The sequence below is a fragment of the Vibrio sinaloensis genome, assembly GCF_023195835.1.
Classification (GTDB): domain Bacteria; phylum Pseudomonadota; class Gammaproteobacteria; order Enterobacterales; family Vibrionaceae; genus Vibrio; species Vibrio sinaloensis_C.
On sequence record NZ_CP096199.1, the window covers coordinates 2,017,253 to 2,041,481 of the forward strand.

24 protein-coding genes are annotated in these 24,229 nt (G+C 48.4%); 1 reads left to right on the forward strand and 23 read right to left on the reverse strand.

Annotated elements, in window-relative coordinates:
• Window positions 1-36: 36 nt before the first annotated feature.
• From ccmI to sixA, 22 genes are all read right to left on the reverse strand, one after another.
• Window positions 37-1,254, reverse strand: a complete 1,218-nt coding sequence (gene ccmI, locus MTO69_RS09125) for a c-type cytochrome biogenesis protein CcmI (protein ID WP_248328535.1) — start codon at window positions 1,252-1,254, stop codon at window positions 37-39.
• Entirely contained in the window at window positions 1,254-1,736 is a 483-nt protein-coding gene (locus MTO69_RS09130) for a cytochrome c-type biogenesis protein (protein ID WP_248334448.1), read from the reverse strand. Before MTO69_RS09130 ends, ccmI begins: the two co-directional genes overlap by 1 nt.
• A complete protein-coding gene (locus MTO69_RS09135; RefSeq protein WP_248328537.1) occupies window positions 1,736-2,287 on the reverse strand; it encodes a DsbE family thiol:disulfide interchange protein in 552 nt (183 codons plus the stop codon). The genes MTO69_RS09130 and MTO69_RS09135 overlap by 1 nt, the downstream gene beginning before the upstream one ends.
• Window positions 2,287-4,245: a heme lyase CcmF/NrfE family subunit gene (locus MTO69_RS09140; RefSeq protein ID WP_248328539.1), complete on the reverse strand. Its 1,959-nt coding sequence runs from the start codon at window positions 4,243-4,245 to the stop codon at window positions 2,287-2,289. Before MTO69_RS09140 ends, MTO69_RS09135 begins: the two co-directional genes overlap by 1 nt.
• Window positions 4,242-4,727 carry a cytochrome c maturation protein CcmE gene (ccmE, locus tag MTO69_RS09145; protein WP_248328541.1) on the reverse strand — a complete coding sequence of 162 codons (486 nt, stop codon included), beginning with the start codon at window positions 4,725-4,727 and terminating at the stop codon, window positions 4,242-4,244. The genes MTO69_RS09140 and ccmE overlap by 4 nt, the downstream gene beginning before the upstream one ends.
• Window positions 4,724-4,930, reverse strand: coding sequence for a heme exporter protein CcmD (gene ccmD / locus MTO69_RS09150; protein WP_248328543.1), 207 nt, complete (start codon window positions 4,928-4,930; stop codon window positions 4,724-4,726). Before ccmD ends, ccmE begins: the two co-directional genes overlap by 4 nt.
• 2 nt (window positions 4,931-4,932) lie before the next feature.
• A complete protein-coding gene (locus tag MTO69_RS09155; protein ID WP_248328545.1) occupies window positions 4,933-5,685 on the reverse strand; it encodes a heme ABC transporter permease in 753 nt (250 codons plus the stop codon).
• Window positions 5,686-5,786: 101 nt separating this feature from the next.
• A complete protein-coding gene (ccmB, locus tag MTO69_RS09160) occupies window positions 5,787-6,455 on the reverse strand; it encodes a heme exporter protein CcmB (protein ID WP_248328547.1) in 669 nt (222 codons plus the stop codon).
• Between the two features lies 1 nt (window position 6,456).
• Window positions 6,457-7,077 carry a cytochrome c biogenesis heme-transporting ATPase CcmA gene (gene ccmA / locus MTO69_RS09165; RefSeq protein ID WP_248328549.1) on the reverse strand — a complete coding sequence of 207 codons (621 nt, stop codon included), beginning with the start codon at window positions 7,075-7,077 and terminating at the stop codon, window positions 6,457-6,459.
• Window positions 7,078-7,260: 183 nt separating this feature from the next.
• Complete coding sequence (locus MTO69_RS09170; protein ID WP_248328551.1) at window positions 7,261-7,755, reverse strand: DUF2802 domain-containing protein; 495 nt, start codon at window positions 7,753-7,755, stop codon at window positions 7,261-7,263.
• On the reverse strand, window positions 7,755-8,249 hold the full coding sequence (locus MTO69_RS09175; RefSeq protein WP_248328553.1) for a chemotaxis protein CheW: 495 nt from the start codon (window positions 8,247-8,249) through the stop codon (window positions 7,755-7,757). The genes MTO69_RS09170 and MTO69_RS09175 overlap by 1 nt, the downstream gene beginning before the upstream one ends.
• A gap of 37 nt (window positions 8,250-8,286) precedes the next feature.
• Window positions 8,287-9,309 (reverse strand): chemotaxis protein CheW, encoded by a 1,023-nt coding sequence (locus MTO69_RS09180; protein WP_248328555.1) that lies wholly within the window; start codon window positions 9,307-9,309, stop codon window positions 8,287-8,289.
• Window positions 9,302-10,078 (reverse strand): ParA family protein, encoded by a 777-nt coding sequence (locus MTO69_RS09185; RefSeq protein ID WP_248328557.1) that lies wholly within the window; start codon window positions 10,076-10,078, stop codon window positions 9,302-9,304. Before MTO69_RS09185 ends, MTO69_RS09180 begins: the two co-directional genes overlap by 8 nt.
• Window positions 10,079-10,087: 9 nt before the next feature.
• Window positions 10,088-11,203: a protein-glutamate methylesterase/protein-glutamine glutaminase gene (locus tag MTO69_RS09190; protein ID WP_248328559.1), complete on the reverse strand. Its 1,116-nt coding sequence runs from the start codon at window positions 11,201-11,203 to the stop codon at window positions 10,088-10,090.
• 24 nt (window positions 11,204-11,227) lie between these two features.
• Window positions 11,228-13,435, reverse strand: coding sequence for a chemotaxis protein CheA (locus MTO69_RS09195; protein WP_248328561.1), 2,208 nt, complete (start codon window positions 13,433-13,435; stop codon window positions 11,228-11,230).
• Window positions 13,436-13,444: 9 nt separating this feature from the next.
• Window positions 13,445-14,164 (reverse strand): protein phosphatase CheZ, encoded by a 720-nt coding sequence (locus MTO69_RS09200; protein WP_248328563.1) that lies wholly within the window; start codon window positions 14,162-14,164, stop codon window positions 13,445-13,447.
• Window positions 14,165-14,203: 39 nt separating this feature from the next.
• Complete coding sequence (cheY, locus tag MTO69_RS09205; protein ID WP_017635949.1) at window positions 14,204-14,572, reverse strand: chemotaxis response regulator CheY; 369 nt, start codon at window positions 14,570-14,572, stop codon at window positions 14,204-14,206.
• 52 nt (window positions 14,573-14,624) lie between these two features.
• A complete protein-coding gene (locus tag MTO69_RS09210) occupies window positions 14,625-15,353 on the reverse strand; it encodes an RNA polymerase sigma factor FliA (protein ID WP_248328565.1) in 729 nt (242 codons plus the stop codon).
• Window positions 15,346-16,233, reverse strand: coding sequence for a MinD/ParA family protein (locus MTO69_RS09215; RefSeq protein WP_248328567.1), 888 nt, complete (start codon window positions 16,231-16,233; stop codon window positions 15,346-15,348). Before MTO69_RS09215 ends, MTO69_RS09210 begins: the two co-directional genes overlap by 8 nt.
• A gap of 13 nt (window positions 16,234-16,246) precedes the next feature.
• Entirely contained in the window at window positions 16,247-17,725 is a 1,479-nt protein-coding gene (gene flhF / locus MTO69_RS09220; protein WP_248328569.1) for a flagellar biosynthesis protein FlhF, read from the reverse strand.
• Window positions 17,726-17,755: 30 nt separating this feature from the next.
• Entirely contained in the window at window positions 17,756-19,849 is a 2,094-nt protein-coding gene (gene flhA / locus MTO69_RS09225) for a flagellar biosynthesis protein FlhA (protein ID WP_248328571.1), read from the reverse strand.
• A 171-nt stretch (window positions 19,850-20,020) separates the two neighbouring features.
• Complete coding sequence (sixA, locus tag MTO69_RS09230; protein ID WP_248328573.1) at window positions 20,021-20,485, reverse strand: phosphohistidine phosphatase SixA; 465 nt, start codon at window positions 20,483-20,485, stop codon at window positions 20,021-20,023.
• A 361-nt stretch (window positions 20,486-20,846) separates the two neighbouring features.
• On the opposite strand from sixA, the gene MTO69_RS09235 reads away from it, so the two are divergent.
• Window positions 20,847-23,621: an insulinase family protein gene (locus MTO69_RS09235; RefSeq protein ID WP_248328575.1), complete on the forward strand. Its 2,775-nt coding sequence runs from the start codon at window positions 20,847-20,849 to the stop codon at window positions 23,619-23,621.
• On the opposite strand, the gene MTO69_RS09240 is transcribed toward MTO69_RS09235, so the two are convergent.
• On the reverse strand, window positions 23,613-24,212 hold the full coding sequence (locus tag MTO69_RS09240) for a VOC family protein (protein WP_248328577.1): 600 nt from the start codon (window positions 24,210-24,212) through the stop codon (window positions 23,613-23,615). The genes MTO69_RS09235 and MTO69_RS09240 overlap by 9 nt on opposite strands.
• Between the last annotated feature and the right edge of the window lie 17 nt (window positions 24,213-24,229).

Below are 24,229 nucleotides of genomic sequence, written 5' to 3' on the forward strand. Positions count from 1 at the left end.
TCCACCAGCCTTAGTCGTCCTGATAATCAGCCTTTATTAGTACTGATTATTGATTACCACTTCAACGGGTTCGCCCATTCTAACGGCTTCGCTCTCACCAAACCAGTCCCCCTGTTTAGTGGCGACGTTTCCGTCACTATCTATACGAACGCGTACCATCAAAGAGTCAAGTGATGAGAGTTTGCGCTCTTGCAGCATACTGTTGCCATCATCCAATACCACAGTGCGTGGTAATGTGCCCACTGGGTATCTCGCTGCTGCCACTGGCATTGGTGAACCATCGGCTGAGTGAATCGAAACGATCAACGCTGCATCTGGGTCGGCCATTACATTTTGCCCAAGAGTAATGGTGACAGACACTGACTGACCAGTGCCGACTTGCTCGCCCATTTGCTTTCTCGCATTATCAATACTGCGCGAGAGCATTTCATAGCGACTGTCTTCTGGCCCAATCATCTGTTGCATCACACGCCAGTAACGTACAGCGGCTGGGAAGTCTTTCCTTTCAAACGCGTCGAACGCGAGCAAAGAGAATACGCGCAAATCGACATAGTCTTGCTGAACCAGTTTACCAAGTAGGTTACGAGCCGTATCTTGGTCAACATCGTCTTGAGACAGCATTAACGCTTGCGCATACCCGAGCATGATATCGGTGTTGTCAGCTTCCAGCTTATAAGCTTTTTTCATCGCACCGATAGCGGTTTCGACATCCCGATTGGCAAGCGCAATTCGACCCAGTAATAACCAACCTGTTGAATCATCAGGTTGATAATGAAGTCGAGTGCGCAATGCAAGCGTGAGATCTTGCATCTCATCATCACTGAGCGCCGTACCCTCAGGGGCCATGAGTTTTTTAGAGAGAGCTGGCAAGTTAGCGCTCACCTCTTGCCATTCCATGACCTGTTGTGAGGCGCCAAATTTAAAGTACAGACCATAAGACAATGCAACAACCAACACAGCAGAAGGCACAATAACCGCAAGCGGTGATAAGGTGTTTTCCGTCGCCTTGTTATCGTCAGCCGGAATATCATCCAGCAGAGACTGCTTTAAGTCTTCGATAAGCTCTTGCTGGTTGTCGACCAAGCCTTCATCGCTTTCCTCTTCCAGCTCTTCTAAGCGATCTTTATAAAACGCCTTATTAAGCTCATCGCGCAGTGCAGCATCATTGTTGGCTTTCTGTTTAATAAACGGCAGCGCAATCACCAGCACGCTGATCACCACCAGAATGACCGAAGCTATCCAAAATAACGTCATTACTGCTTATCTCCATCATTCTGTTCGTCAAGCAAGGCTTTAAGACGAGCCTCTTTCTCTTCGTCCCACTGTTGCGTTGTTTCGTTCTTTTGAGCACTCGATTTACGGCTGCGCATTACGATCAAACCAAAGCCAAATAGCACCACAGCTAAAGGACCAAGCCAAAGAATTGAGGTGGCTAAAGTAAAAGGAGGATTGTAAGTGACAAAGTTACCGTATCGGGCAATCATGTAATCGACAATCTCTTGCTTCGACTTGCCTTCTTTGGTCATCTCATACACTTTGTGACGCAAATCGACCGCCAGTTCTGCGTTAGAGTCGGCAATAGTATTGTTTTGACACTTAGGACAACGCAAGGTATTGCCGAGTTCTTTAAACTGCTGCTCTTGCTCTAAGTTTTCAAATTCATACACTTCGATGGCTGCGTGAGCAGAAAGTGCCAGTAGTAAGCTGGTTGTTAGCGCTAATAGCCACTTTTTCATCATCTCACCTCCTCAAGCATGGCCTGATACATAGGTTTCAGTTTGTCATTCCAATTGCGCGGATTGACGTCACCTACGTGGCGGTAGCGAATAATGCCATTGGCATCAATTAGAAATGTCTCTGGCGCGCCATAGACACCCAAATCGAGACCAAGCATACCGTTGCCATCGAACAAGCTAATTAGATACGGATTGCCTAAGTCATTCAGCCATCCGACCGCTTTTTCTCGGTCATCCTTGTAGTTCATACCAATGATCTTCACCCCATCAGCGGCAAGTTCATTGAGGTATTGATGCTCAGCGTAACAGGTAGGACACCAAGTAGCCCAAACGTTCAACAGCAAAGGTTCGCCTTTGAAAATCGCTTGGTCATAGAGTTTGCCCGGCTCTGCTAAGTCTTCTAGACGAAAGCTAGGCACAGGTTTTCCGACTAACACCGATTCGAGTTTGGTTGGGTCATCACCGTGCTGATTCTTGACAAGTTGGGTGGCAAACACAACCACCAACCCCAAAAACGCCAGCAGTGGAATAAACAATAACTTCTTATTCATTATGCCTCCTGAGCGTTAGCACTTTTTCTAAAACGGTAACGCTTATCGCTGATCGCAATCGCACCACCCAAGGCCATCAACAATGAACCCGCCCAAATCCAACGAACGAATGGTTTGTGATAAATACGCACTGCCCATGATTTGTTGTCGTCCAAACGCTCACCTAAGGCAATGTACAAATCGCGAGTGACACCGCGGTCGATGGCGGCTTCAGTCATCATGGAGCGAGCTGTAGTGTAAAAGCGTTTCTCCGCATGGAGCGTATTGATATAACGGCCATCCAGAGTGACTTCAAAATCTGCGATATAACCATCGTAGTTTGGACCATCTTTGTCTCGCACACCTTGGAAGTAGAAATCGTAGCCTTGGATCTGGAAGTGCTCTCCCGGAGCCAAACGAACATCACGCTCGATGCTGTAGTTTTGCACCATAGCGATACCGATAATGCTCACCGCCAAACCTAAGTGACCTAACATCATCGCCCAGTGACTTCTCTGCAGCTTTTTCACCCCTTCTACAAAGGCATGTCGGTGGGTCGCTCGTTGATGCAGCTCGTAGCCGTGCAACAAAATGATCCACCACGCCATGACCCAACCCAAGTAGGCCATAAAGAGGAAATGATCAGAGAACGCCCACACGCACACAGCGGCAAGTGACAGTGAAAGTACACCGGACAGCAGCATAGGTTTGGCGAGTTTTGCCAAATTATCGCGTTTCCAACGAATCAGTGGGCCAATACCCAATAGGAAAGCAAATGGGATCATCAACCAAGCAAACAGCATGTCAAAGAAAGGCGCACCGATGGAGACCGAGCCGAGACCCAACTGCTTGTGAACCAGCGGTAGCAAAGTACCTACTAGCACGACCACCAGCGCGGCTATCAACAGCACGTTGTTTCCAAGCAGTGCGTTTTCGCGAGATACCAGGTCAAAGTTACCCCGCACACGCACTGACGCACCTTTGAGTGCAAATAGCAGTAACGAACCACCGATTACGAACACCAAGAAGCCCAAGATAAACATGCCGCGAGACGGATCGGAGGCAAAAGCATGCACCGAAACCAAAATACCTGAGCGCACTAAGAAAGTACCCAGCAAGCTCAACGAGAAGGCCGAGATAGCCAGCAGTACTGTCCAAGCTTTGAATGTACCGCGCTTTTCGGTCACTGCGAGCGAGTGCATCAATGCGGTACCCGCAAGCCAAGGCATAAATGAGGCATTTTCGACCGGATCCCAGAACCACCAGCCGCCCCAGCCGAGTTCATAGTAGGCCCACCATGAACCAAGCGCGATACCCAGTGTTAGAAACAGCCACGCAGCCGTGGTCCAAGGTCGAGACCAACGTGCCCATGCTGTATCTAAACGCCCAGTCATCAATGAGGCTATCGCAAACGAAAACGCCACCGAGAATCCAACATAGCCCATGTAAAGCATCGGTGGGTGGATGATCAAACCCGGATCTTGTAGCAGCGGATTCAAGTCACGGCCATCCACTGGGAAGAAAGGCAATGTACGCAAAAACGGGTTAGAAGTCAGGATGATGAACAGTAAGAAACCAACCGTGATCATACCCATCACGGCCAACACCCGTGCCACTGACTCTTGTGGCATGCCACGGCTAAAGGTCGCCACTGCCACTGTCCAACCTGCTTGGATCAAAACCCAAAGTAGCAGTGAGCCTTCATGCGCCCCCCAAACAGCGGTCAAGCGATAGTACCAAGGCAATTGGCTGTTTGAGTTACTGGCAACATACGTCAATGTAAAGTCATTGACGTAAAAGGCCCATAACAGGATGAAGAATGACAATGCGAGCAGTAGAAACATTCCCCAAGAAAGAGGTCTAGCGCTGTTCATTAACAAGGTATTGTTTTTAGAGGCGCCGATCAAAGGCAATAAGCTCAATAGCACGGCAAATGCCAAAGAGATGATCAGCGCAAAGTGACCGATTTCTGCAATCATTGACCACTTCCTTGTATCTGTTGTTCTGTGTATTGAAGAGGTTCGTGAGTCTTTTTCATTGCTTCTGCAATCTCAGGCGGCATGTACTCTTCATCGTGTTTTGCTAACACTTCGAATGCTTCAACCGTGGTTGCATCTTTTAGTACACCTTGAGCAACGATGCCCTGCCCTTCACGAAACAGATCCGGAAGAATCCCATCGTAAACGATCGTGACTGTCGGGCCGACATCATGGAGATCAAAAGAGACACGCAGCGACTCAGAATCACGTTTCACCGAGCCAACCACCACCATGCCACCAATTCTCAAGCGCTGACCAACCTCAGGTTTGGTTCCGTCCGGTTTACCGTTTACCAGTTCTGTAGGGGTGTAAAACAAGTCCATATTCTGATTCAGAGCGTAAAGCATTAGGCCTATCGTGCTACTTATACCGATAAAGACCGCAAGAACAATGCCGAGCCTCTTTTTACGTCTTGGGTTCATAATGTGTTCTCCAAATTTTTCGCCGCATCAATACGCGCTTGTCGATCAACTTTTGCTTGTACTTCACTCAGTAAGCGTCGTCCGCGCCTGACACTCACCCACAGCAAAGTAATCATTGCGGCAAAAGTAATACCAAATGCACTCCATACATATCCCGCATAGCCGCCCATGGCTAAAAAATCACTCAAAGAATCAAAATGCATGATCAATTACCTCTCTGAGATGTCGCTTGTGCCAGTTTCAATACCCATGGACGATGACTCTCTTTGTTTATAATTTCGTTGCGTAAGCGAATCATAGTGACCGCGCCAAAGAAGAAGGCAAAGCCGAGAATATTGAGCAGTAGTGGCCATAACATGTCACTTGAAATCGACGGTTTCTCAAACTTGGTGATGGTTGCCCCTTGATGCAGCGTATTCCACCACTCAACCGAAAAATGGATGATAGGCAGGTTGACCACACCGACGATGGCGAGAATTCCCGCCGCTTTTGAAGCTGTCTTTTGGTCATCGAACGCGTGGTAGAGCGCGATAACGCCCAAGTAAAGAAACAGAAGGATCAGCTCAGAGGTCAAGCGTGCATCCCAAACCCACCAAGTCCCCCACATAGGCTTACCCCACACCGCACCGGTGAGCAGGGCAATAAATGTATATACCGCACCAATAGGCGCCATCGCCGACGCAGCCATATCGGACAGGCGAATTTGCCATACAATTCCAATGAAAGCGGCGATCGCCATCGACATATAAACGCCCATAGACCAGATCGCAGACGGCACATGGATATAGATGATGCGGAAACTATCACCTTGCTGATAATCGGAGGGCGCAAAGGCGAGGCCCCACACAGTGCCTACCGACAGGCACAATAAGGCTAGAATGGAAAACCATGGGAGTAGCTTTCCACACAGTTGATAAGCGGATTCTGGTTTGGCATAAGGATGGAGCCATTTCCACATTGTCGTTCTCACTCTTACTTCAGTTTCGTTTAGCTTGGGCTAAGCAGATTATTGTTGTTGTAATATCTATAAAAAGTCACTGGCTGCCTGACGGCAGCTGACTAATTGACACTGACTCGCAACGCTGCACTAATTGCGAATGGCGTTAGCGTGATAGCGCCCATTAACATCGCACCTAAAATGGCTAACTGGCCGTTATACGCCATACCCAGTGAAGCGGCATCAATCGCCGACGTCGCAAAGATCAAAATTGGGATATACAACGGCAACACCAATAAGCTCAGTAGCACGCCACCTTTTTGCAGCCCTACGGTTAAGGCCACGCCAATCGCTCCGATGAAACTGAGTGTTGGTGTGCCTACCATTAAGGTCAATACCACGCCAAGCCAGGTGTTAAAATCAAGCGACAGCAAAATCGAAAGCAGCGGGCTTATCAAAATCAGTGGTAGCCCGGTTAGCAACCAGTGTGCAATCACTTTTGAAATCACCACGACGGGTAGTGGTACTGGCATCAGCATCATCTGTTCAAGGGCGCCGTCTTGGAAATCATCCCGAAACAGTCGTTCAAGTGACAACAGCGCGGAGAGCAAAGCGGCTACCCATACAATTCCTGCCGCAATTCTCGCTAATAAGTTCGGCTCGGGACCTATACTGAGCGGGAACAAAGTAATGACGATAATAAAAAACCACAACGGGTTAAAAATATCTGCCTGGCGGCGAAAGGCGATCAATAGCTCGCGTCGGATAATACTGCTCATCGTGCCCAACATTTTAATCACCCAATTTGATTTTGCGTAGTTTTGGATTGTCAGCAAACATGTCTTGGTGCGTCGTTAACATCACGATTCCACCTTGCTCAGCGTGTTGCAAGAACAGTGACTCCAACACTTTGACACCTTGTTTATCAATCGCGGTCAATGGCTCGTCAAGAATCCAAAGCTTGTGATCGCTCAGCCATAAACGCGCTAACGCAACTCTTCGCTGTTGGCCTGCGGAAAGTTGAGCTACGGGTACGTCTTCACGTCCCGCTAAGCCGACTTTGGTGAGAGCTTGGTAGATAGTTTGTTTATCGATGCGACTTTTTGCGTGGATGCTTAGGTAAAAGCGCAAATTTTCGTAAGCGGTGAGCTCGCGCTTTACGCCCGTTTGATGACCAAGAAACAATAGGTCTTGGTGGAAGGCATCGCGATTGGACTCTATCGTTTCCCCATTCCAAGCAATTTCCCCTTCATCACGATCACCTAAACCGGTAATGATGCGTAACAAGGTGGTTTTTCCGGTACCATTTCTTCCTTCGATCTGAACTAACTCACCAGAATCTATGGTAAAAGACAGAGATTCGAATAGAACTCTTTCATCTCTAATCGCTGTCAATTGGGATACTTCTAACATTTGGGGTCACTAGATAAATTTCGAGTGGCTATCTTAACACAGCCTATTGAACTCAAAACAGAAATAGACCTATACGAATCACGAAACTAAGTAAGAATCTGTTAATAATTAATCATAAACTTTAGTAACTACCACTAAATGGTTACAACTAAAAATAAAAAAGTGCCCTGAGGCACTTTTTCACTAACGTTTTCCGCCGCTCTTGCGGCTGGCGAGCTTGCGGCGTTCAAGGCCGCTTTCAAGAGGAGGGATTTTTTCCTTGCCGGTAATCTTGTTTTGCAATGACAGCATCAGCTCTGCTTCCGCTTTAGGAAGCTCACACTCTTCGATAAGTTCGTCGAGATCGGCGCCCAACTGGACCATCTTGCTGGCTCGGGAATAGAGACGACCGTCGCTATCGGCTTGCTCTAGCTCAGTGATGCGCTCTCCGAGATGTTGGATCAAGTCATGCTGCTCACTGACCTTTTGCCCTAAACCAACCACGACAGAACGTACTTCAAGCAACTGTTTATTAGCTTTCTGTAACTCTTTGTCTAGATGACGATTTTGTTGGCGTAAATGCTCTGCAGAGCGAGTTTGACTCTTTTTGAGCCGAAACATGACCAACAATAACAGCAATACAACTAAAACAACTGCTCCAGCAAGTACCGGAGCCTGTGTCATCCAACTCGTGTCCATTATAGGTGAGCCATCTCATCCCACTCTTCGTCAGTGAGTAGCTTGTTCAAGTCAACAAGGATTAATAGCTTGCCATCACGGTTGCTGACACCTTGAATGAACTTGGCGCTTTCGTCCGTACCCACACTTGGCGTGGTGTCGATTTCTGATGCACGTAGGTAAACGACTTCTGCAACGCTATCAACCAGAATACCAATCACTTGGTGCTCAGACTCAATCACGATGATACGCGTGTTATCAGTGATTTCGCCTTCCATCAAGCCAAAGCGTGAGCGAGTGTCGATGACCGTCACAACATTACCACGAAGATTGATAATACCCAGTACATAGTCAGGAGCACCTGGCACGGGAGCAATTTCGGTATAACGCAATACTTCACGTACTTGCATCACGTTGATGCCGTAGGTTTCTTCTTCTAACTGGAACGTCACCCACTGAAGCACTTCGTCGTTTGACTGCTCTTTTCTTACTTCTACTTCATTAGTTTGAGACATACCTTATCCTCTCTAAGCCCAAATCGGCATAAATGTTCTAATTATCTAATGCTTTAACATCAAGTCCTGCATTAAGCATAGCTATCAATGCTTCAACGTGGATCAAAGCGCACATTTTTTCTTTTACCATCCCGGCAAGCCACGGTCTTTTTCCTGCCGTTTCTCGCCATCGAACCATTGCGGGATCCAATGCTTCCGTTCCCATCAACTTGGTAGAGGCCAAGCCCCACATACTTTCACCAAGCATCACAATGTATTGATAATTTTCTTTGTGTGAGTCGTCTTTGAGTTTTTCACTCATCACCCATTTTGCGGTATCGACAACATCCAACTGGGCTTCGCGGCTGGTTTGCAAACCAAGGTACCAATCCGGGCGACCGATGAGGTGGTTCATCTCAGCGGTACGATGTATGCCACCGAGCTCATCCAGTGGTACGGCGAAGGTGACGCCGTTGACATCGAAATACAACACTTGAAACTCAACATCGCGCTGGGTCGACTGCCATTGACTAAATCCGCTGCCGCCGGTTTGCGTCTCGACGGTTGGTTCAACGTCAAGCTGCTGCTCTTCGACCACACTGACTTCGGGCTCAACCACTTGCTGCTCAACCTGGGTCTCTACCGTAGCAACTGGCTCGGGCTCGACCTTAGACTCAACCTCAACGGCGACGTCTACCGCTGGTTCATCAATCTGCCAATCTTGAATCTCATCAACCACTACCTCTGGCTGAGCCTGAGCTATCTCAACCGTGTTCTGCTCCATCACATGTTCAAGCTCAAGGTCTGCGACAGGATTGGTGGTCTCTAGTTGTTTGAGTAAGCGCTCGACATCTTCAAGATCAGGGACTTCAACTTCTTCGGTCGGCAAATGAAAGTAGCTTTTCTCTTCGACCGACTGCATCATTGGCGCAAGCTCAAGTGTTTCACTAGGTGCCGCTGTAACAGGCTCTGGCTCTTGGGTACTTTCCAAAGGCTCGAACTCTTCAATCACCTCTTCGAGTAGTGCTGAAAAGTAATCATCAAGTGCTTGCTCACTAGATAAAGAAGATTGGCTAGTCATCGATGGCTAACCTCTCTAAATGAATCAGCAACTGCTTGTAAGCAAAAACTCCGCGGCTTCCGGCTGCGAAATGAGAAACCGGTAGATTCTTTAAGCTCGCATCACGAAATTTGGTATCGATTGGAATCGCCGACGACCAAACCTGATCTGGGTAGTCTTTCTTCAATTGCTGCAAGGTCTGTAACGATGCACGGGTGCGTTTGTCGTACATGGTTGGTACGATCGTCACTTTAAACGACTTATTGCGCGATTTCTGCATAATAGCGAGAGTTCGAACCATACGCTCTAACCCTTTCATCGCCAAAAACTCGGTTTGAACCGGAATCAAAATTCGGTCACTGGCGGCCAAGGCGTTGACCATCATCACACCTAAAATAGGTGGACAATCAATCAGTACGTAATCGTAGCGTTCGCGAATGGCCAACAATGCGCGTTTTAGGATCAACCCCATGCCACTTCGGTTACCCATCACTCTATCTAATGTGGCGAGGGACATATGAGCAGGAATAAGGTCAATACCTTCGATATCGGATTTCATCACCAAAGGCATCACCGTCTGGGCGGTATATTCTTTGAGCTGAAACAGATCAAACAGGCTAAAAGGAACACTATCTGAATCGTAACCGAGATAGGTCGTCAGCGACGCGTGAGGGTCGGTATCAACGAGAAGTACGCGCTTTCCTTGTTTACTTAACAAACCTGCCAAAGTGATCGTCGTCGTTGTTTTACCGACACCGCCTTTCTGGTTTGCTATGCTCCATACAATCATACGAACCCTCTATGCCAGACCAACTTCGACTAGCATACGCTCAGCGATGCGATCAAGTGGTAGATCTTCACTTGATATCCCTGCTTTGGCGACAGCTTGCGGCATGCCGTAGACAACACAACTTTCTTCGTCTTGTGCCCAAATCGTCGCACCCGCATTTTTCAGCATACGCGCGCCTTCACGTCCGTCTGCCCCCATGCCCGTTAAAACCATAGAGAGGACTTGGTTTGCGTAAATTTTAGCCGCGCTACCAAAGGTGACATCGACACATGGTTTGTAGTTCATGCGTTCGCCACCATCAATGACGCGCAATTTTGCCGAGCCAGGACGACCATCGATCATCATCTGTTTGCCACCTGGCGCTAAATACGCAACGCCCGGCTTCAATACATCGCCATCTTCTGCTTCTTTGACTTGAATCTTGCAAAGTGAGTTTAGGCGACTAGCAAAGGCCGCTGTGAACGTCGCAGGCATATGCTGGATCAACACAATCGGGTGCGGATAGTTCGCAGGTAACTTAGTTAGAATCTTTTGCAGTGCAACCGGCCCACCGGTCGAAGTACCGATCGCCGTCAGTTGATACTTTTTACCGGATGGTTTGAATCGCGTAGCAACTGCGGGTTTGGCGGCTGGCGCCGTCCGAGCTGCTGGTCGCAACGCGCTTGACGTATCAGCACTCGTGCGGGTGGTACTCGTAGGTCGAGTGATAGCGCGGCGCATAAAGGCGCGTCTAGACGCAATCTGAATCACACGCTGTTGCAGCAGAGTTACCGCTTCGTCGCGATTACGCGCGATGTCTTCAAACTTTTTCGGTAGGAAGTCCAGCGCGCCCGCTTCGAGCGCGTCTAGAGTGGCTTTGGCTCCATCGTGAGTCAATGAAGAGAACATCAAAATAGGTACTGGGCTTTTCGCCATAATCTCGCGTACCGCAGTGATGCCGTCCATCACTGGCATTTCAATGTCCATTGTTATGACGTCAGGTTTGATTCGCAGCGCTTTCTCTACCGCTTCTTTACCGTTAGTCGCTACATCTATAACTTCTAAACGGGCCTCGGAGTTTATAATTTCACTCACACGGCGGCGGAAAAAACTCGAATCATCAACCACTAATACTTTGATCGCCATACTTGTCCTTCTTTAATTCGCGACTTAGATTCGCGAAGCAGCGGCATACTGCTTAAGCAAATCAGGAACATCCAAAATAAGTGCAATATGACCGTCACTTGTGATGGTTGCGCCTGCCATACCTGGGGTACCTTGTAGCAAGTTGTCCAATGGTTTGATCACCACTTCTTCTTGTCCAATCAAGGTATCCACTACAAAACCAACACGCTGGTTACCGATTTGTACGATGACAACATGACCGTGGCCTTTGCCTCGTTCAACATGTCCCATATGCGGTGCTAACCAGTTTTGGAGATAGAATAGTGGGATAGACTTATCACGGACAATGATGGTCAGCTGACCGTCAACCACGTTGGTTCTGCTCAGATCTAGGTGGAAAATCTCACTCACACTGGCTAGTGGCAGTGCAAATGGGTTGCCTGCCACACCGACCATTAGGGTTGGCAAAATAGCCAACGTCAGTGGGACTTTGATGGTAATTTTTGTCCCCTTGCCGAGTTCTGAGTCGATATCAATCTGACCATTTAAGGTATTGATGGCGGTTTTCACCACGTCCATACCAACACCACGGCCTGAGATATCTGAGATCTTCTCTTTACTGGAGAAGCCAGGCATAAAGATAAGGTTAAAACACTCTTTATCTGTTAAGCGTGAAGCGGCATCTTCGTCCATCATGCCACGCTTAACCGCAATTGCGCGTAGCTTGTCTGGATCCATACCACCGCCATCATCGACAATGGCAAGTTCGATATGGTCACCCTCTTGTGAGGCTGACAGAATAACTTTACCGGTGCGAGGCTTACCTGAAGCGACACGGTCATCTGGCATTTCAATACCGTGGTCAACAGAGTTTCGCACCAAGTGGATCAATGGGTCTGCAAGTGCTTCAACCAAGTTTTTATCTAGGTCGGTGTCTTCACCACGCATTTCCAGGGTAATGTCTTTGTTCAAGCTACGTGCAAGGTCTCGTACTACGCGAGGGAATCGGCCGAAAACTTTCTTAATCGGCTGCATACGCGTCTTCATGACCGCGCCTTGTAAATCAGCCGTCACCACATCAAGATTCGACACGGCCTTAGACATCTCTTCGTCATTACTGTTGAGACCAAGGCTCAATAAACGATTTCGTACCAGTACCAGCTCACCGACCATGTTCATAATGGTATCTAGCGTTGAGGTATCAACACGAACTGTCGCTTCAGCTTGCGGCTTCTTCGCTTGTGTAGCCGGTGGCGCTGCCTCTTTTTTGGCCGGTGGTGGTGGTGGTGCGGATTGCGCAGCTGGCGCGGCTGCAGGTTTCGCTGGCTCTACTGGCTTGGCAGCCGGTGGCGGCGTAGCGGCGGGTTTAGTCGCCGCATCAAGTTCTTCTGGAGATGGTCCTTTGCCTGAACCATGAAGTTCATCCAAAAGTTTTTCAAACTCTTCATCGGTCATCAAGTCACTATCGCCTGCTGCCACTGAAGGTGTCGCAGGCGCGGCAGGTGCCGAGGCTGCGGGTGCGGCTTGTTCACTCTTACCGGGCGCTTTACCTGAGCCATGAAGCTCATCGAGCAGCTTCTCAAACTCATCGTCGGTAATGTCGCCACTGTCTTGTGAACTTGGTGCCGAAGTTGGAGCTGACGACGCTGGAGCGGCTGAGGCGGTGCTCGAAGCACCCGGTGCACTTCCTGCACCGTGCAATTCATCTAGCAGCTTTTCAAACTCGTCTTGAGTTATTTCATCAATCGAACCAGCAGAGATCTGGGAAGACTCCTGGGCAGTTTCTTCAACCTGTGGTGGTTCGACTGGTGTCTCTTCTACAACAGGTGGTTGTTCTTCAGCTACGACCGCTTCATCAGCAGATTCAGGGTTACTGAGTCGATGAAGCTCATCCAATAATGCTTGTTCCGCTTTCGGCAGGGGCTCACGGTCTTGAACCGCTTGGAACTGCTCATTGACGGTATCGAGTGCTTTTAGCATCGTATCCATCAGACCAGAGCTAACTTGACGCTGGCCATTACGCAGAATATCGAAAACGTTCTCGGCACCGTGACAGGTGTCAACTAATTCAGTCAACGCTAGGAAGCCCGCACCACCTTTTACGGTGTGGAAACCACGGAAAATAGCATTTAATAGATCTCTATCGTCAGGGTTGTTTTCTAGCTCTACTAACTGCTCAGAGAGAAGTTCCAATATCTCTCCTGCTTCAACTAAAAAGTCCTGAAGAATATCTTCGTCTAAATCGTAGCTCATATGTTACCTCTAAAACCCAAGACTCGAGAGTAAGTCGTCAACTTCGTCTTGTGATGAAACGGCATCTTCCCTTTCTTGAGGGTTAAGAATAGGACCTTCCGGATCCGTTGCTGCTTTGTTCTTTTTATCTGTATTTTCTTCCAACTGGCTAGCGCCAAACGCTGTCAGAATTTCGACTAGTCTGCCTTCGACTTCGTTGACCAAGGTGATCACTCGACGAATGATTTGCCCAGTTAAATCTTGGAAATCTTGAGCCATGAGAATCTCGGTCAGTTGACCTCTCAGCTCAGAGCTGTCGCCTTCTACTTCCCCAAGTAGATCATCGATTCGATGACACAGCGCTTTAAACTCCGCCAGATCAATACGACCGTGCATCAACTCATTCCACTGAGGACGGACCTTAAGCAGTCCTTCGTGAAGGTTGTCTGCAATGGGCATACACCGATCCACCGCATCCATGGTTTTGTTGGCAGCGACTTCAGTCTTGTCAATGACGTATTGGAGGCGATCCCTTGCATCTGGGATTTCGTCATTGGCGATCTCACTCATGCGCTCATCCACGCTAAAGTGCTTGATTGACTCATGCAAATCACGAGTCAACTCACCAATCTCTTGTAGCATTGGATTTTTTTGGTTCTCGTAGATGCCTTTAACAAGAGAATCCGCCTCTTGTTGCTGGTCGTTTTCCAACAGCTCTACGAGTTGCTTTGCCTGTTCTAATGAAATCATTCTGAATTGGCCTTTTAACGCTTTCGGTCAATTCCTTGACTATAAGCGCTCAAAAATTTTGTCTAATTTTTCTTTTAGTGTCGCCGCAGTGAAAGGCTTAACGATATAGCCGTTTACACCTGCTTGAGCGGCTTCGATGATTTGCTCACGCTTTGCTTCTGCAGTAATCATTAGTACTGGCAAGTGCTTCAACTCGGCGTCAGCACGAATATGCTTGAGTAGGTCAATACCTTGCATACCTGGCATATTCCAGTCTGTCACGACAAAGTCAAAATCACCTTTCTTAAGCATAGGTAACGCCGTTAAGCCATCATCCGCTTCTTGGGTGTTATTAAAGCCCAAATCACGAAGTAGGTTCTTAACGATACGGCGCATTGTTGAGAAGTCATCAACAATAAGGATCTTCATGTTTTTATTCAAAATTGCCTCCACTGAGTTCGAGATCAGTGATGTTTACTCATTATTTTGTCCAAGCACTCAACTTAGTGCGTAGACGCTGCATTGACTGGCTTAATATTTGGCTAACGCGTGACTCGCTAACACCAATTACCTCGCCGATTTCCTTTAAGTTTAACTCTTCATCGTAATAAAGCGAAAGTACTAGTGACTCTCGTTCTGGAAGAGATTTGATCGAATCGACTAAAGCTTGACGAAAATATTCATCAGCGACCCCTTGAAAGGGTAAATTCTCTTCTTCGCTATCGTCGGGAGAAATGACGTCCTCGGAGACTCCGAGATCTTCAATTCCAACCAAACGTGAACAGTTAATATCGGTTAAAATCGTATGGTATTGCTCTAGGCTAATGCCCATATGCTGCGCAACTTCTGCATCAGTTGGGTCTCGATTCAACTCACCTTCGAGCGCAGATATCGCCTGGCTAACCTCGCGGTTGTATTTATGCACCGAGCGCGGAACCCAGTCACCACGGCGAATATCATCTAGCATAGCACCACGAATTCGGATGCCTGCGTAGGTTTCGAAGCTCGCTCCTTTACTACCATCGTAGTTCTTTTGAGCTTCAAGTAGACCGATCATGCCCGCCTGAATAAGATCTTCCACTTGCACACTCGGGGGCAATCGCCCTAGCAAATGGTGAGCAATACGCTTCACTAGCACCGAGTATTTTTCTAAAAACGCTCGCTGACTGTTTTGGTTTGCGTATTGGTCATAGGTCAAGGCCTTATTCACCAAATGGTTCCTCTAACATCTCTGGTCTATTCAGTAAGCGTTCAACAAAAAACTCAAGATGTCCACTCGGGGTCTTAGGTATTGGCCAAGTCAGTGCTTTACTTGCCAAAGAACCAATCGCTAATGCCGCGGGAGATCTCGGAAATGCGTCAACAACAATTTTTTGTTTTTTGACCGCTTGCCTAACTTTATCATCCAACGGAATACATGCTACGAGCTCAAGGCTCACATTCAAGAATCGCTCTGTGACCAAGGTCAACTTTGCGAACAATTCTCTGCCTTCGCGATAGCTTCTGACCATATTTGCAACGATTTTAAAACGTTGCACCTGATGGTCTTTACTCAACAACTTGATTAAAGCATATGCATCAGTAATCGATGTTGGTTCATCACACACGACCACCACCACGTCTTGAGCTGCGCGAGAAAAGCTCACCACCATGTCAGAGATACCGGCAGCGGTATCAATGAGCAAGACGTCCATCTCATCTTCCAAGCTACCAAACGCTCGAATAAGCCCGACGTGCTGAGCATGTGACAGCTCGGTCATCGCTTGCGTACCCGACGTGGCCGGAATGATACGGATGCCGTGAGGACCTTCGACAATCGCATCTTTTAAATCGCATTCACCCGCGAGAACATGGCCTAGGTTGCGCTTTGGTCGAATTCCCAACATGACGTCGACATTGGCTAAACCTAAGTCAGCATCAAGCACCATTACTTTTTTGCCCTGACGTGCCATCGAAATGGCCATTCCCAAGGTTACGTTTGATTTACCAACACCACCTTTGCCACCCGTCACAGAAATGACTTTGGTTAAAGAAGGCTGTGTTAAGCGGCGTAGTCCGCTTGCTTGGTCTTGTATCATATTCTTTGTCATAATCGTCCGCCGCCTAGAACCTCTCCGCTTCACTATTCCAGTAGTGAGGTTCATCATCTGTCGACTTCTCAAGTAATTCGTTTGCTTTAGCGACCATATACTTTGGCTGCGCTATCACAATGTCTTCAGGAACTCGTTGTCCATTCGCAATGTAGGCTACTGGGAGTGCGTTTTGCACAACCACGCTGACAAATTCACCCAAACTAAGGGATTCATCGAGCTTGGTCATAATGCATCCTGACAGGGGTATACGCTTAAAGTGATCGATGGTCTCTTGCAGTACTTTGCGCTGCGCAGTGGCAGGCAAAACTAGGTAACTGTGAATCACTTCTCCGCTCTCATGCATCAGCGTATCTAACTGCTCAGAGAGCCTAACATCACGCTGGCCCATGCCTGCTGTATCAACAAGAATTAGGCGACGATTGCGTAACTGATATATTACATCGGCTAACTCATTGGAATCTTTAGCGACTTTTACAGGACATCCCATAATTCGTCCATAAATTGCCAACTGCTCGTGTGCTCCGATACGGTAAGTGTCGGTAGAAACTAGGGCCACATTGTCTGCGCCAAACTCCATCGCAGCTCGCGCGGCAAGCTTAGCCACTGTCGTAGTTTTGCCCACCCCCGTTGGCCCAAGTAGCGCGACCACACCACCGCGCTTTAATATGTCTTGCTTAGAGATAGGAATTTGGTCTGACACCAGACCTAACAGCGCCTTCCACGCTTTAGTCGGTGGGGTGTCTTCAGGAATATAGCAAGCCAATTGATCAGCAAGGTCAGACGATACGCCCATTCGCTCCAAACGTTTGATAAGCATAGCTCGAAGTGGTTCACGGCGCTCAACCTCTTGCCACATTAAGCCGGACACTTGATGCTCTAGCAGGCGACGAATTGAGGTCATCTCCTCTTTCATCTCTTCAAGGTCTTCGTTGGAAACACTTGGCTCGTTGTGACGAGCTCGCTCATAGCGGGTTGGATCTAGTTTGGCCGGTGGTTTCTCAAAGCGGCGGTCTTCCGCAATCAGGCGCGCAAGCGGTGAATCTTCTTTCACGCGCACATTTTCATTTGAATTGCCACGCGAAGAGGATTGGCGTTTTAGCAACGCAGAAAGGGAGTCTGGATTCTCATCTTGGTGGTGCGTATCCACGTCGTCTTTACCATGGCTGTACTGCTTGAGCATATTGGCAAAACGCTTGGTCATCGAACGGCCTGAATCGGCCTGAGATTGTAGGCTAACGCGGTCCTCGTCTAGAGCACGTTTTTGACTGCTTAGCTGGGCACTTTGCACCTGACGAGGCGGAGTTTGGCGTGGACTTGAGTTGTAACTGTTAGCGGTTCGGTTTGCACCTTCGCCGTCTACAGCCGCCACAATCTCAACCCCACCCGCGACCTTCTTGTTGGACATGATAACGGCATCATCACCTAGCTCAGATTTAACCTGCAGCAAGGCGGTGCGCATGTCCTTTGCAAAAAATCGTTTTATCTTCAAATTGGGTACCGTATATCAACGCATTGAAAACTAGTTGCCAACAGCTTGCACAATGCGAATTTGTTTCTCGTCAGGGATTTCTTGGTAAGAGAGCACTCTTAACGAAGGAATCGTGTTCTTAACAAATTTTGCTAGCGTCGAGCGCAACACTCCGGATGTCAGTAACACTGCTGGTTCACCTTTCAGCTCTTGCTCTTGAGTGGCTTGGCTCAATGATGATTGTAGCCTCTCCGCTAAGCCCGGCTCGATTCCCGCAGATTCACCACCCGACGCCTGCATGGTCTGATGCAATATTTGTTCCAGCTCAGGGATCAGGGTAATTACCGGCAATTCTGGCTCTATCCCATTGATTTCTTGGACAATTAGTCGTTTGAGCGAGATACGTACCGCAGCGGTTAAAATGTCAGGTTCTTGACTCTTGCTTGAGTATTCGGACAAGGTTTGAACAATGGTTCGAATGTCACGAATCGGTACCGCTTCGTTGAGTAGATTTTGCAGAACTTTGACCACCGCGCCCAATGGCAGTTGGTCAGGCACAAAGTTCTCAACCAATTTAGGCGTGCTGCGACCCAGCATTTCCAATAGGTTTTGTACCTCTTCATGGCCGATCAACTGGGATGCGTTGTTGGTTAACAGTTGGCTTAAGTGGGTCGCGAGAACGGTTGAAGAATCAACCACGGTATAACCCAATGCTTGCGCATGCTCTCGCTGCTCTTCGCGAATCCACACCGCTTCCAGACCAAAGGCCGGATCTATGGTCGGTTCGCCTTCTATCATGCCGTAGACTTGGCCTGGGTTAATGGCCAACTCCATATCGGGTCTAATCTCAGCTTCGCCGACTGCTACCCCCATTAAGGTAATTCGATAGCTGTTAGGGGTTAGCTCCAAGTTGTCACGAATATGCACCGCAGGGATAAGGAAGCCAAAGTCCTGAGATAACTTTTTCCGAACCCCTTTCACGCGCTCTAAAAGCTCGCCACCTTGGTCTTTGTCCACCAGCGGGATCAGGCGATAACCCACCTCAAGACCTACGATATCAACCGGTTGTACATCATCCCAAGAGAGCTCTTTTGGTGTTGGCGAGTCTTGCTCTGTGGTGGCTGGAAGATTGGTTTGCTCTGCCGCTTTCTTCTGTTTGCGCTGAATCAAGTACGCTGAGCCCGCAGCAATGATCGCCAGCAGCAAAAACGCAAAGTGAGGCATCCCAGGCACGACACCCATGACACCCAGAATCGCCGCTGTAATCATCAAGGCTTTCGGGTTGTCAAACATCTGGAAGACAACTTGTTGTCCCATATCTTCATCAGCGTTTTGACGCGTCACCATGATCGCGGCACCGATCGAGAGTAGCAATGATGGTATCTGTGCGACCAAGCCATCACCTATGGTTAGCAAGGTATAGATTTCGACTGCCTCGCCAAAACCCAAGCCGTACTGGGCCATACCGATGGAAAGACCACCAATGATGTTGATGAATAAGATCAAAATACCGGCGATAGCGTCCCCTTTAACGAACTTTGACGCACCATCCATCGAACCGTAGAAATCCGCTTCTTTGGTCACTTCTTGGCGACGCGTTCGCGCTTGGTCTTGATCAATCAGGCCTGCGTTTAAGTCCGCATCAATCGCCATCTGCTTACCAGGTAATGCATCTAGGGTGAAACGCGCACTGACCTCTGAAATACGGCCTGCACCTTTGGTCACCACCATGAAGTTGATGATCATCAAGATGAGAAACACCACGAGACCTACCGCGTAGTTACCACCAATAACCACGCTACCAAAGGCCTCAATAACGCTACCCGCCGCTCCCGGCCCTTCGTGACCGTAGAGTAATACCACACGGGTCGAGGCGACGTTCAACGCCAAGCGTAGCAAGGTCGCAATAAGCAGTACCGTTGGGAATGCAGCGAAGTCGAGTGGACGTCGAGTGTAGACAGTCACCAGCAACACCACCATAGCAAGGGCGATATTAAAGGTGAAAAATAGGTCGAGCAGAAACGCCGGAATCGGCAATATGACCATGGCCAAGGTGGCCAATACCATAATCGGCGCGCCGATCGCTGGCATCGCACGCTGTGGTATTGGGGGCAATTTGTGTGCAAATGGCAGAGAGAACTTCATGGTTGGTCAGCTACAATATCGGGAAAAATGAATAACTTGGCTAGCACATGCAATATCCAGTCCAGCAACTATGTCAATTTTATGGCTTTGGTTTGACGTTCGACAAGCTTGACTTAGCGTCATCATCGGCAAAAAAATGGCATGCCAGCTGACATGCCATTTTCAGCTTCATCATGGATGGATATTGAACCGCACCTCTCCGGTGCGCTTCTCGGTTGAGAAATCAATACAAATCAAACCGGAAGTTGGAAACATAGGCGGGATCATATCGGTCACAAACTCGGCTGTCAGGTAGCCGACTAATGGCAGATGAGACACGATCAACACATTCTGGTAATGATGCACATCAATCAGGGCATTGACATAGTCAGCAACCTGCTCTGAATCTCCGTACGGGGTAATCTCCTCGCAGGTTTCTACTAGCTCAGCGGCAAAATGCTTAGAGATGGCCTTCCAGGTTTGCTGCGCGCGGACATAAGGGCTGACCAATACTTTGTCGAACTTGGCAAACCCTTTTTCTGCACAAGCTCGCGCGACCGCGATCGATGCACTGTGGCCATGGTCGGTCAATGCTCGTTCAGCATCGCTGTGAGCAAAATGTTCCGCTTCCCCATGGCGCATGATAAAAATATTCATGGCGTATTCCTGATACTATCCCCACCCTAATCGATGAGTGGCTTTTTGTTTTTATTTTGGCTTGAAGGCCGCTCGACTGAGCAATAACTTTGATTGGCAGTCATACCTGACTTTCATTTATCAATAATTATATCAACTCTTGCCTGAAAGACTCAGACTTTGTTAACACTCTTTGAAGCGCCGCTAACAATCCGCAGACAGGTGTGTTTTGCTCATATTTCTCAAACAGATAGTTTGCAGTCAGCGCGTTCCGAGTCATAATTACTCTATTGTCTATAAGATAACTCGCAACGGTATCGAGCCAGTGTGATCACATTCGCCTTTAGCCGTTGGTCTTTGATCACTTTTGGAGTAGTCAGTCGTGCACATCAGCCCTAATGACACCAATCAATACCGCTATCTCACCCTTAGTAACGGTGTTCGTGTTCTGTTGATTCACATCCCTGACGCACAAAAATCCGCGGCGGCACTTGCTGTCAATGTGGGTCACTTTGACGATCCTATTGATCGCCAAGGCATGGCACACTATCTCGAACATATGCTGTTTCTCGGCACGGAAAAGTATCCTAAAGTGGGCGAGTTTCAAAGCTATATCAGTCAACATGGTGGCGGGAACAACGCTTGGACAGGCACGGAGCATACTTGTTTCTTCTTTGATGTGACGCCTAATGTTTTCGAGCAAAGCTTAGATCGCTTTAGCCAGTTTTTTACCGCACCGTTATTTAATTCAGAAGCGCTCGACAAAGAGCGTCAGGCTGTGGAGTCTGAATACAAGCTCAAGCTCAATGATGACTCAAGACGCTTGTTCCAAGTGCACAAAGAGTTGGTCAACCCAGCCCATCCGTTCAGCAAGTTTTCGGTGGGCAACCTCGAAACATTGAGTGACAGAGATGGAGAGTCGATTCGCGGCGAAATCGTCGATTTTCACTACCAAACCTACTCTGCGGATTTAATGACTCTCAGCTTGGCCGGACCCCAATCTCTCGATGAAATGGAAGCTTGGTGTCATGAGATGTTTTCATCGATTCCCAATCATCGCCTGGCGGGAAAATCTGTGTTGGTCCCCTATTGTGATCAAAACTCCACTTCGATCTTGGTGAATGTCGAGCCAGTCAAAGAGATACGAAAGCTTATCCTCACCTTTCCCATGCCTAGCGTGGATGAGTATTATCAGTCTAAACCTCTCTCTTATTTTGCCCACCTGCTCGGCTATGAAGGCAGCGGCAGTTTAATGCTCGCGCTCAAAGAGCAAGGATGGATTACGTCACTGTCGGCTGGCGGCGGTACCAGTGGCAGCAACTATCGCGAGTTCACTGTCAGCTGTGCTTTAACACCAAGCGGCCTCGATCATGTCGATGAAATCACTCAGTCTGTATTTAGTTATCTAGAGTTGATAAAAAGCCAGGGCCTCGACGAGTGGCGATACTTGGAAAAACAAGCTGTCTTAGAATCTGCGTTTCGTTTCCAAGAGCCGACACGTCCGCTCGATATGGTCAGTCATTTAGTGGTCAACATGCAGCATTACCAGCCAGCGGATGTCATCTACGGTGATTTCATGATGAGTCACTACGATGAGTCGCTGCTTAAGCAACTGTTGAGTTATTTCACCCCAGATAATTTGCGCACGACCTTAATTGCCCACGGCTATGCCTATGACCGCCACGCCAAGTGGTACTTTACCCCTTATTCGGTGACGCGCTTTTCTTCTGAGCAACTGGAGCTGTACCGTCAACCCAGTCCCCTTTCTTTTTCGCTACCCGATAAGAACCCGTTTATTTGCTACGATCTTGATCCTAAAGAGCTAGAAATTAGCCACGATACTCCGCAAGTATTGGAAGAGTTACCTGGATTCAAGCTATGGCACTTGCAAGATACCGAATTCCGCGTTCCGAAGGGGGTCGTTTATGTCGCCATAGACAGCCCACATGCGGTAGCCAATCCGCGTAACATAGTCAAAACCCGACTTTGCGTGGAGATGTTTCTTGATAGCTTGGCCACCGATACCTACCAAGCAGAAATCGCCGGAATGGGCTACAACATGTATGCCCATCAAGGTGGCGTCACCTTGACCTTATCAGGGTTTAGCCAGCATCAGCCAGAGTTGATGAAACTGATCCTGACCCGTTTTGCCCAGCGTGATTTCAGCCAGCAACGCTTTGCGTCAATTAAGCAGCAACTAATGAGAAATTGGCGCAATTCAGCCCAAGATCGTCCAATTTCACAGCTTTTCAATGCGCTAACAGGCATTCTACAGCCCAACAACCCTCCCTATCAGGTACTACTAGAGGCACTGGAATCCATACAGGTCGATGAGCTCGCCAGCTTTGTGGATGCGATTTTAGCCGAGTTGCATGTTGAGATGTTTGTCTATGGAGACTGGACCAAAGCTGATGCCCTCTCCCTGGGCAATACGCTCAAAGATGCGCTGCGGGTGAAAAACCAGCAATACGAAGAGGCATTGCGCCCATTGGTGATGCTCGGTGAGAATGGCACCTTCCAGCGTGAAGTGGTGTGTGATCAAGAAGACTCTGCAATTCTGGTTTACTATCAATGCGATGATACCAGCGCGAAAAGCATCGCACTTTACTCACTCGCTAATCACCTGATGTCGGCGACCTTTTTTCATGAAATTCGAACCAAGCAGCAGCTGGGTTATATGGTGGGAACCGGCAACCTGCCGCTCAATCGCCACCCTGGCATCGTACTCTATGTTCAGTCACCCAATGCCGCGCCTGTCGATTTAATCCGTTCCATCGACGAGTTTCTCAACGCGTTCTACATGGTATTGCTCGAACTTAACGAGTATCAATGGCACAGCAGTAAGCGCGGTCTTTGGAATCAAATTGCGACACCTGACACCACGCTAAGAGGAAGAGCCCAGCGGTTGTGGGTCGCGATTGGTAACAAGGATATCGAGTTCAATCAAAAAGAAGTGGTACTGGCCGAGCTTAAAAAACTGACTCGCACCGACATGATTCGTTTTGTGGTCAATGAACTCAAACCGCGCATGGCCAATCGACTAATTATGCATGCCCAAGGGAACGCGCATCACGAGTCGCAACCGCTGGATTTGGGACAAGAGATTGGCTCAATTGAAGAGTTTCAATTGAGGCCAAAAGACACTGAATTAGGCTGATTGTTCCGATTCAACGATACGCTTCAATGAGTGCGGGTGCAGTTTGATACACACTCCCTGATATTTAAAGGCCACGGTGGGGTTATTGAGTCTTTCCCCTTCGCCTTTAGGGCTGGATAGCTTCACCTTAATGCCCAAACGCTCGAGTTGTTGCCACTGTGTTGCTAAGCCTGGAAAGCGTACTTTGAGGTCCTCTAAATAGGCTTGAGCGGTTTGTGCCGATGAGGGAATGACAAACTCTACGTGCTCCCAACTTTGCTGTGGATACTGTTTTCCGGGTGCTGGATATGGCAGCTCTAGACTCTCGATTTGCCAATGCAAGGCAGTCAGTGGGTTGTCGAACAGTATGACGACAATCGGGCGGCCATTAATTTTCGCTTGAGAGATCACTTGACCATGCTTTTGCCACTCCTGATGAGCCAGTTGTGCCAGTTCCGTATCGTTGATTCGCAAAGCGATGTGATCGGCTTGAAAGTCACTGAGATTAATATGCAAAATCTCGCTTAAAGTCTGAATTTTATGCATAAAGTCATCAAGCTTTGCCAGCAATTGCTCTGGCATTAACTCAGCGTTTGTCAGTGTTTCACCCATTTTTATCGACCTAGAAT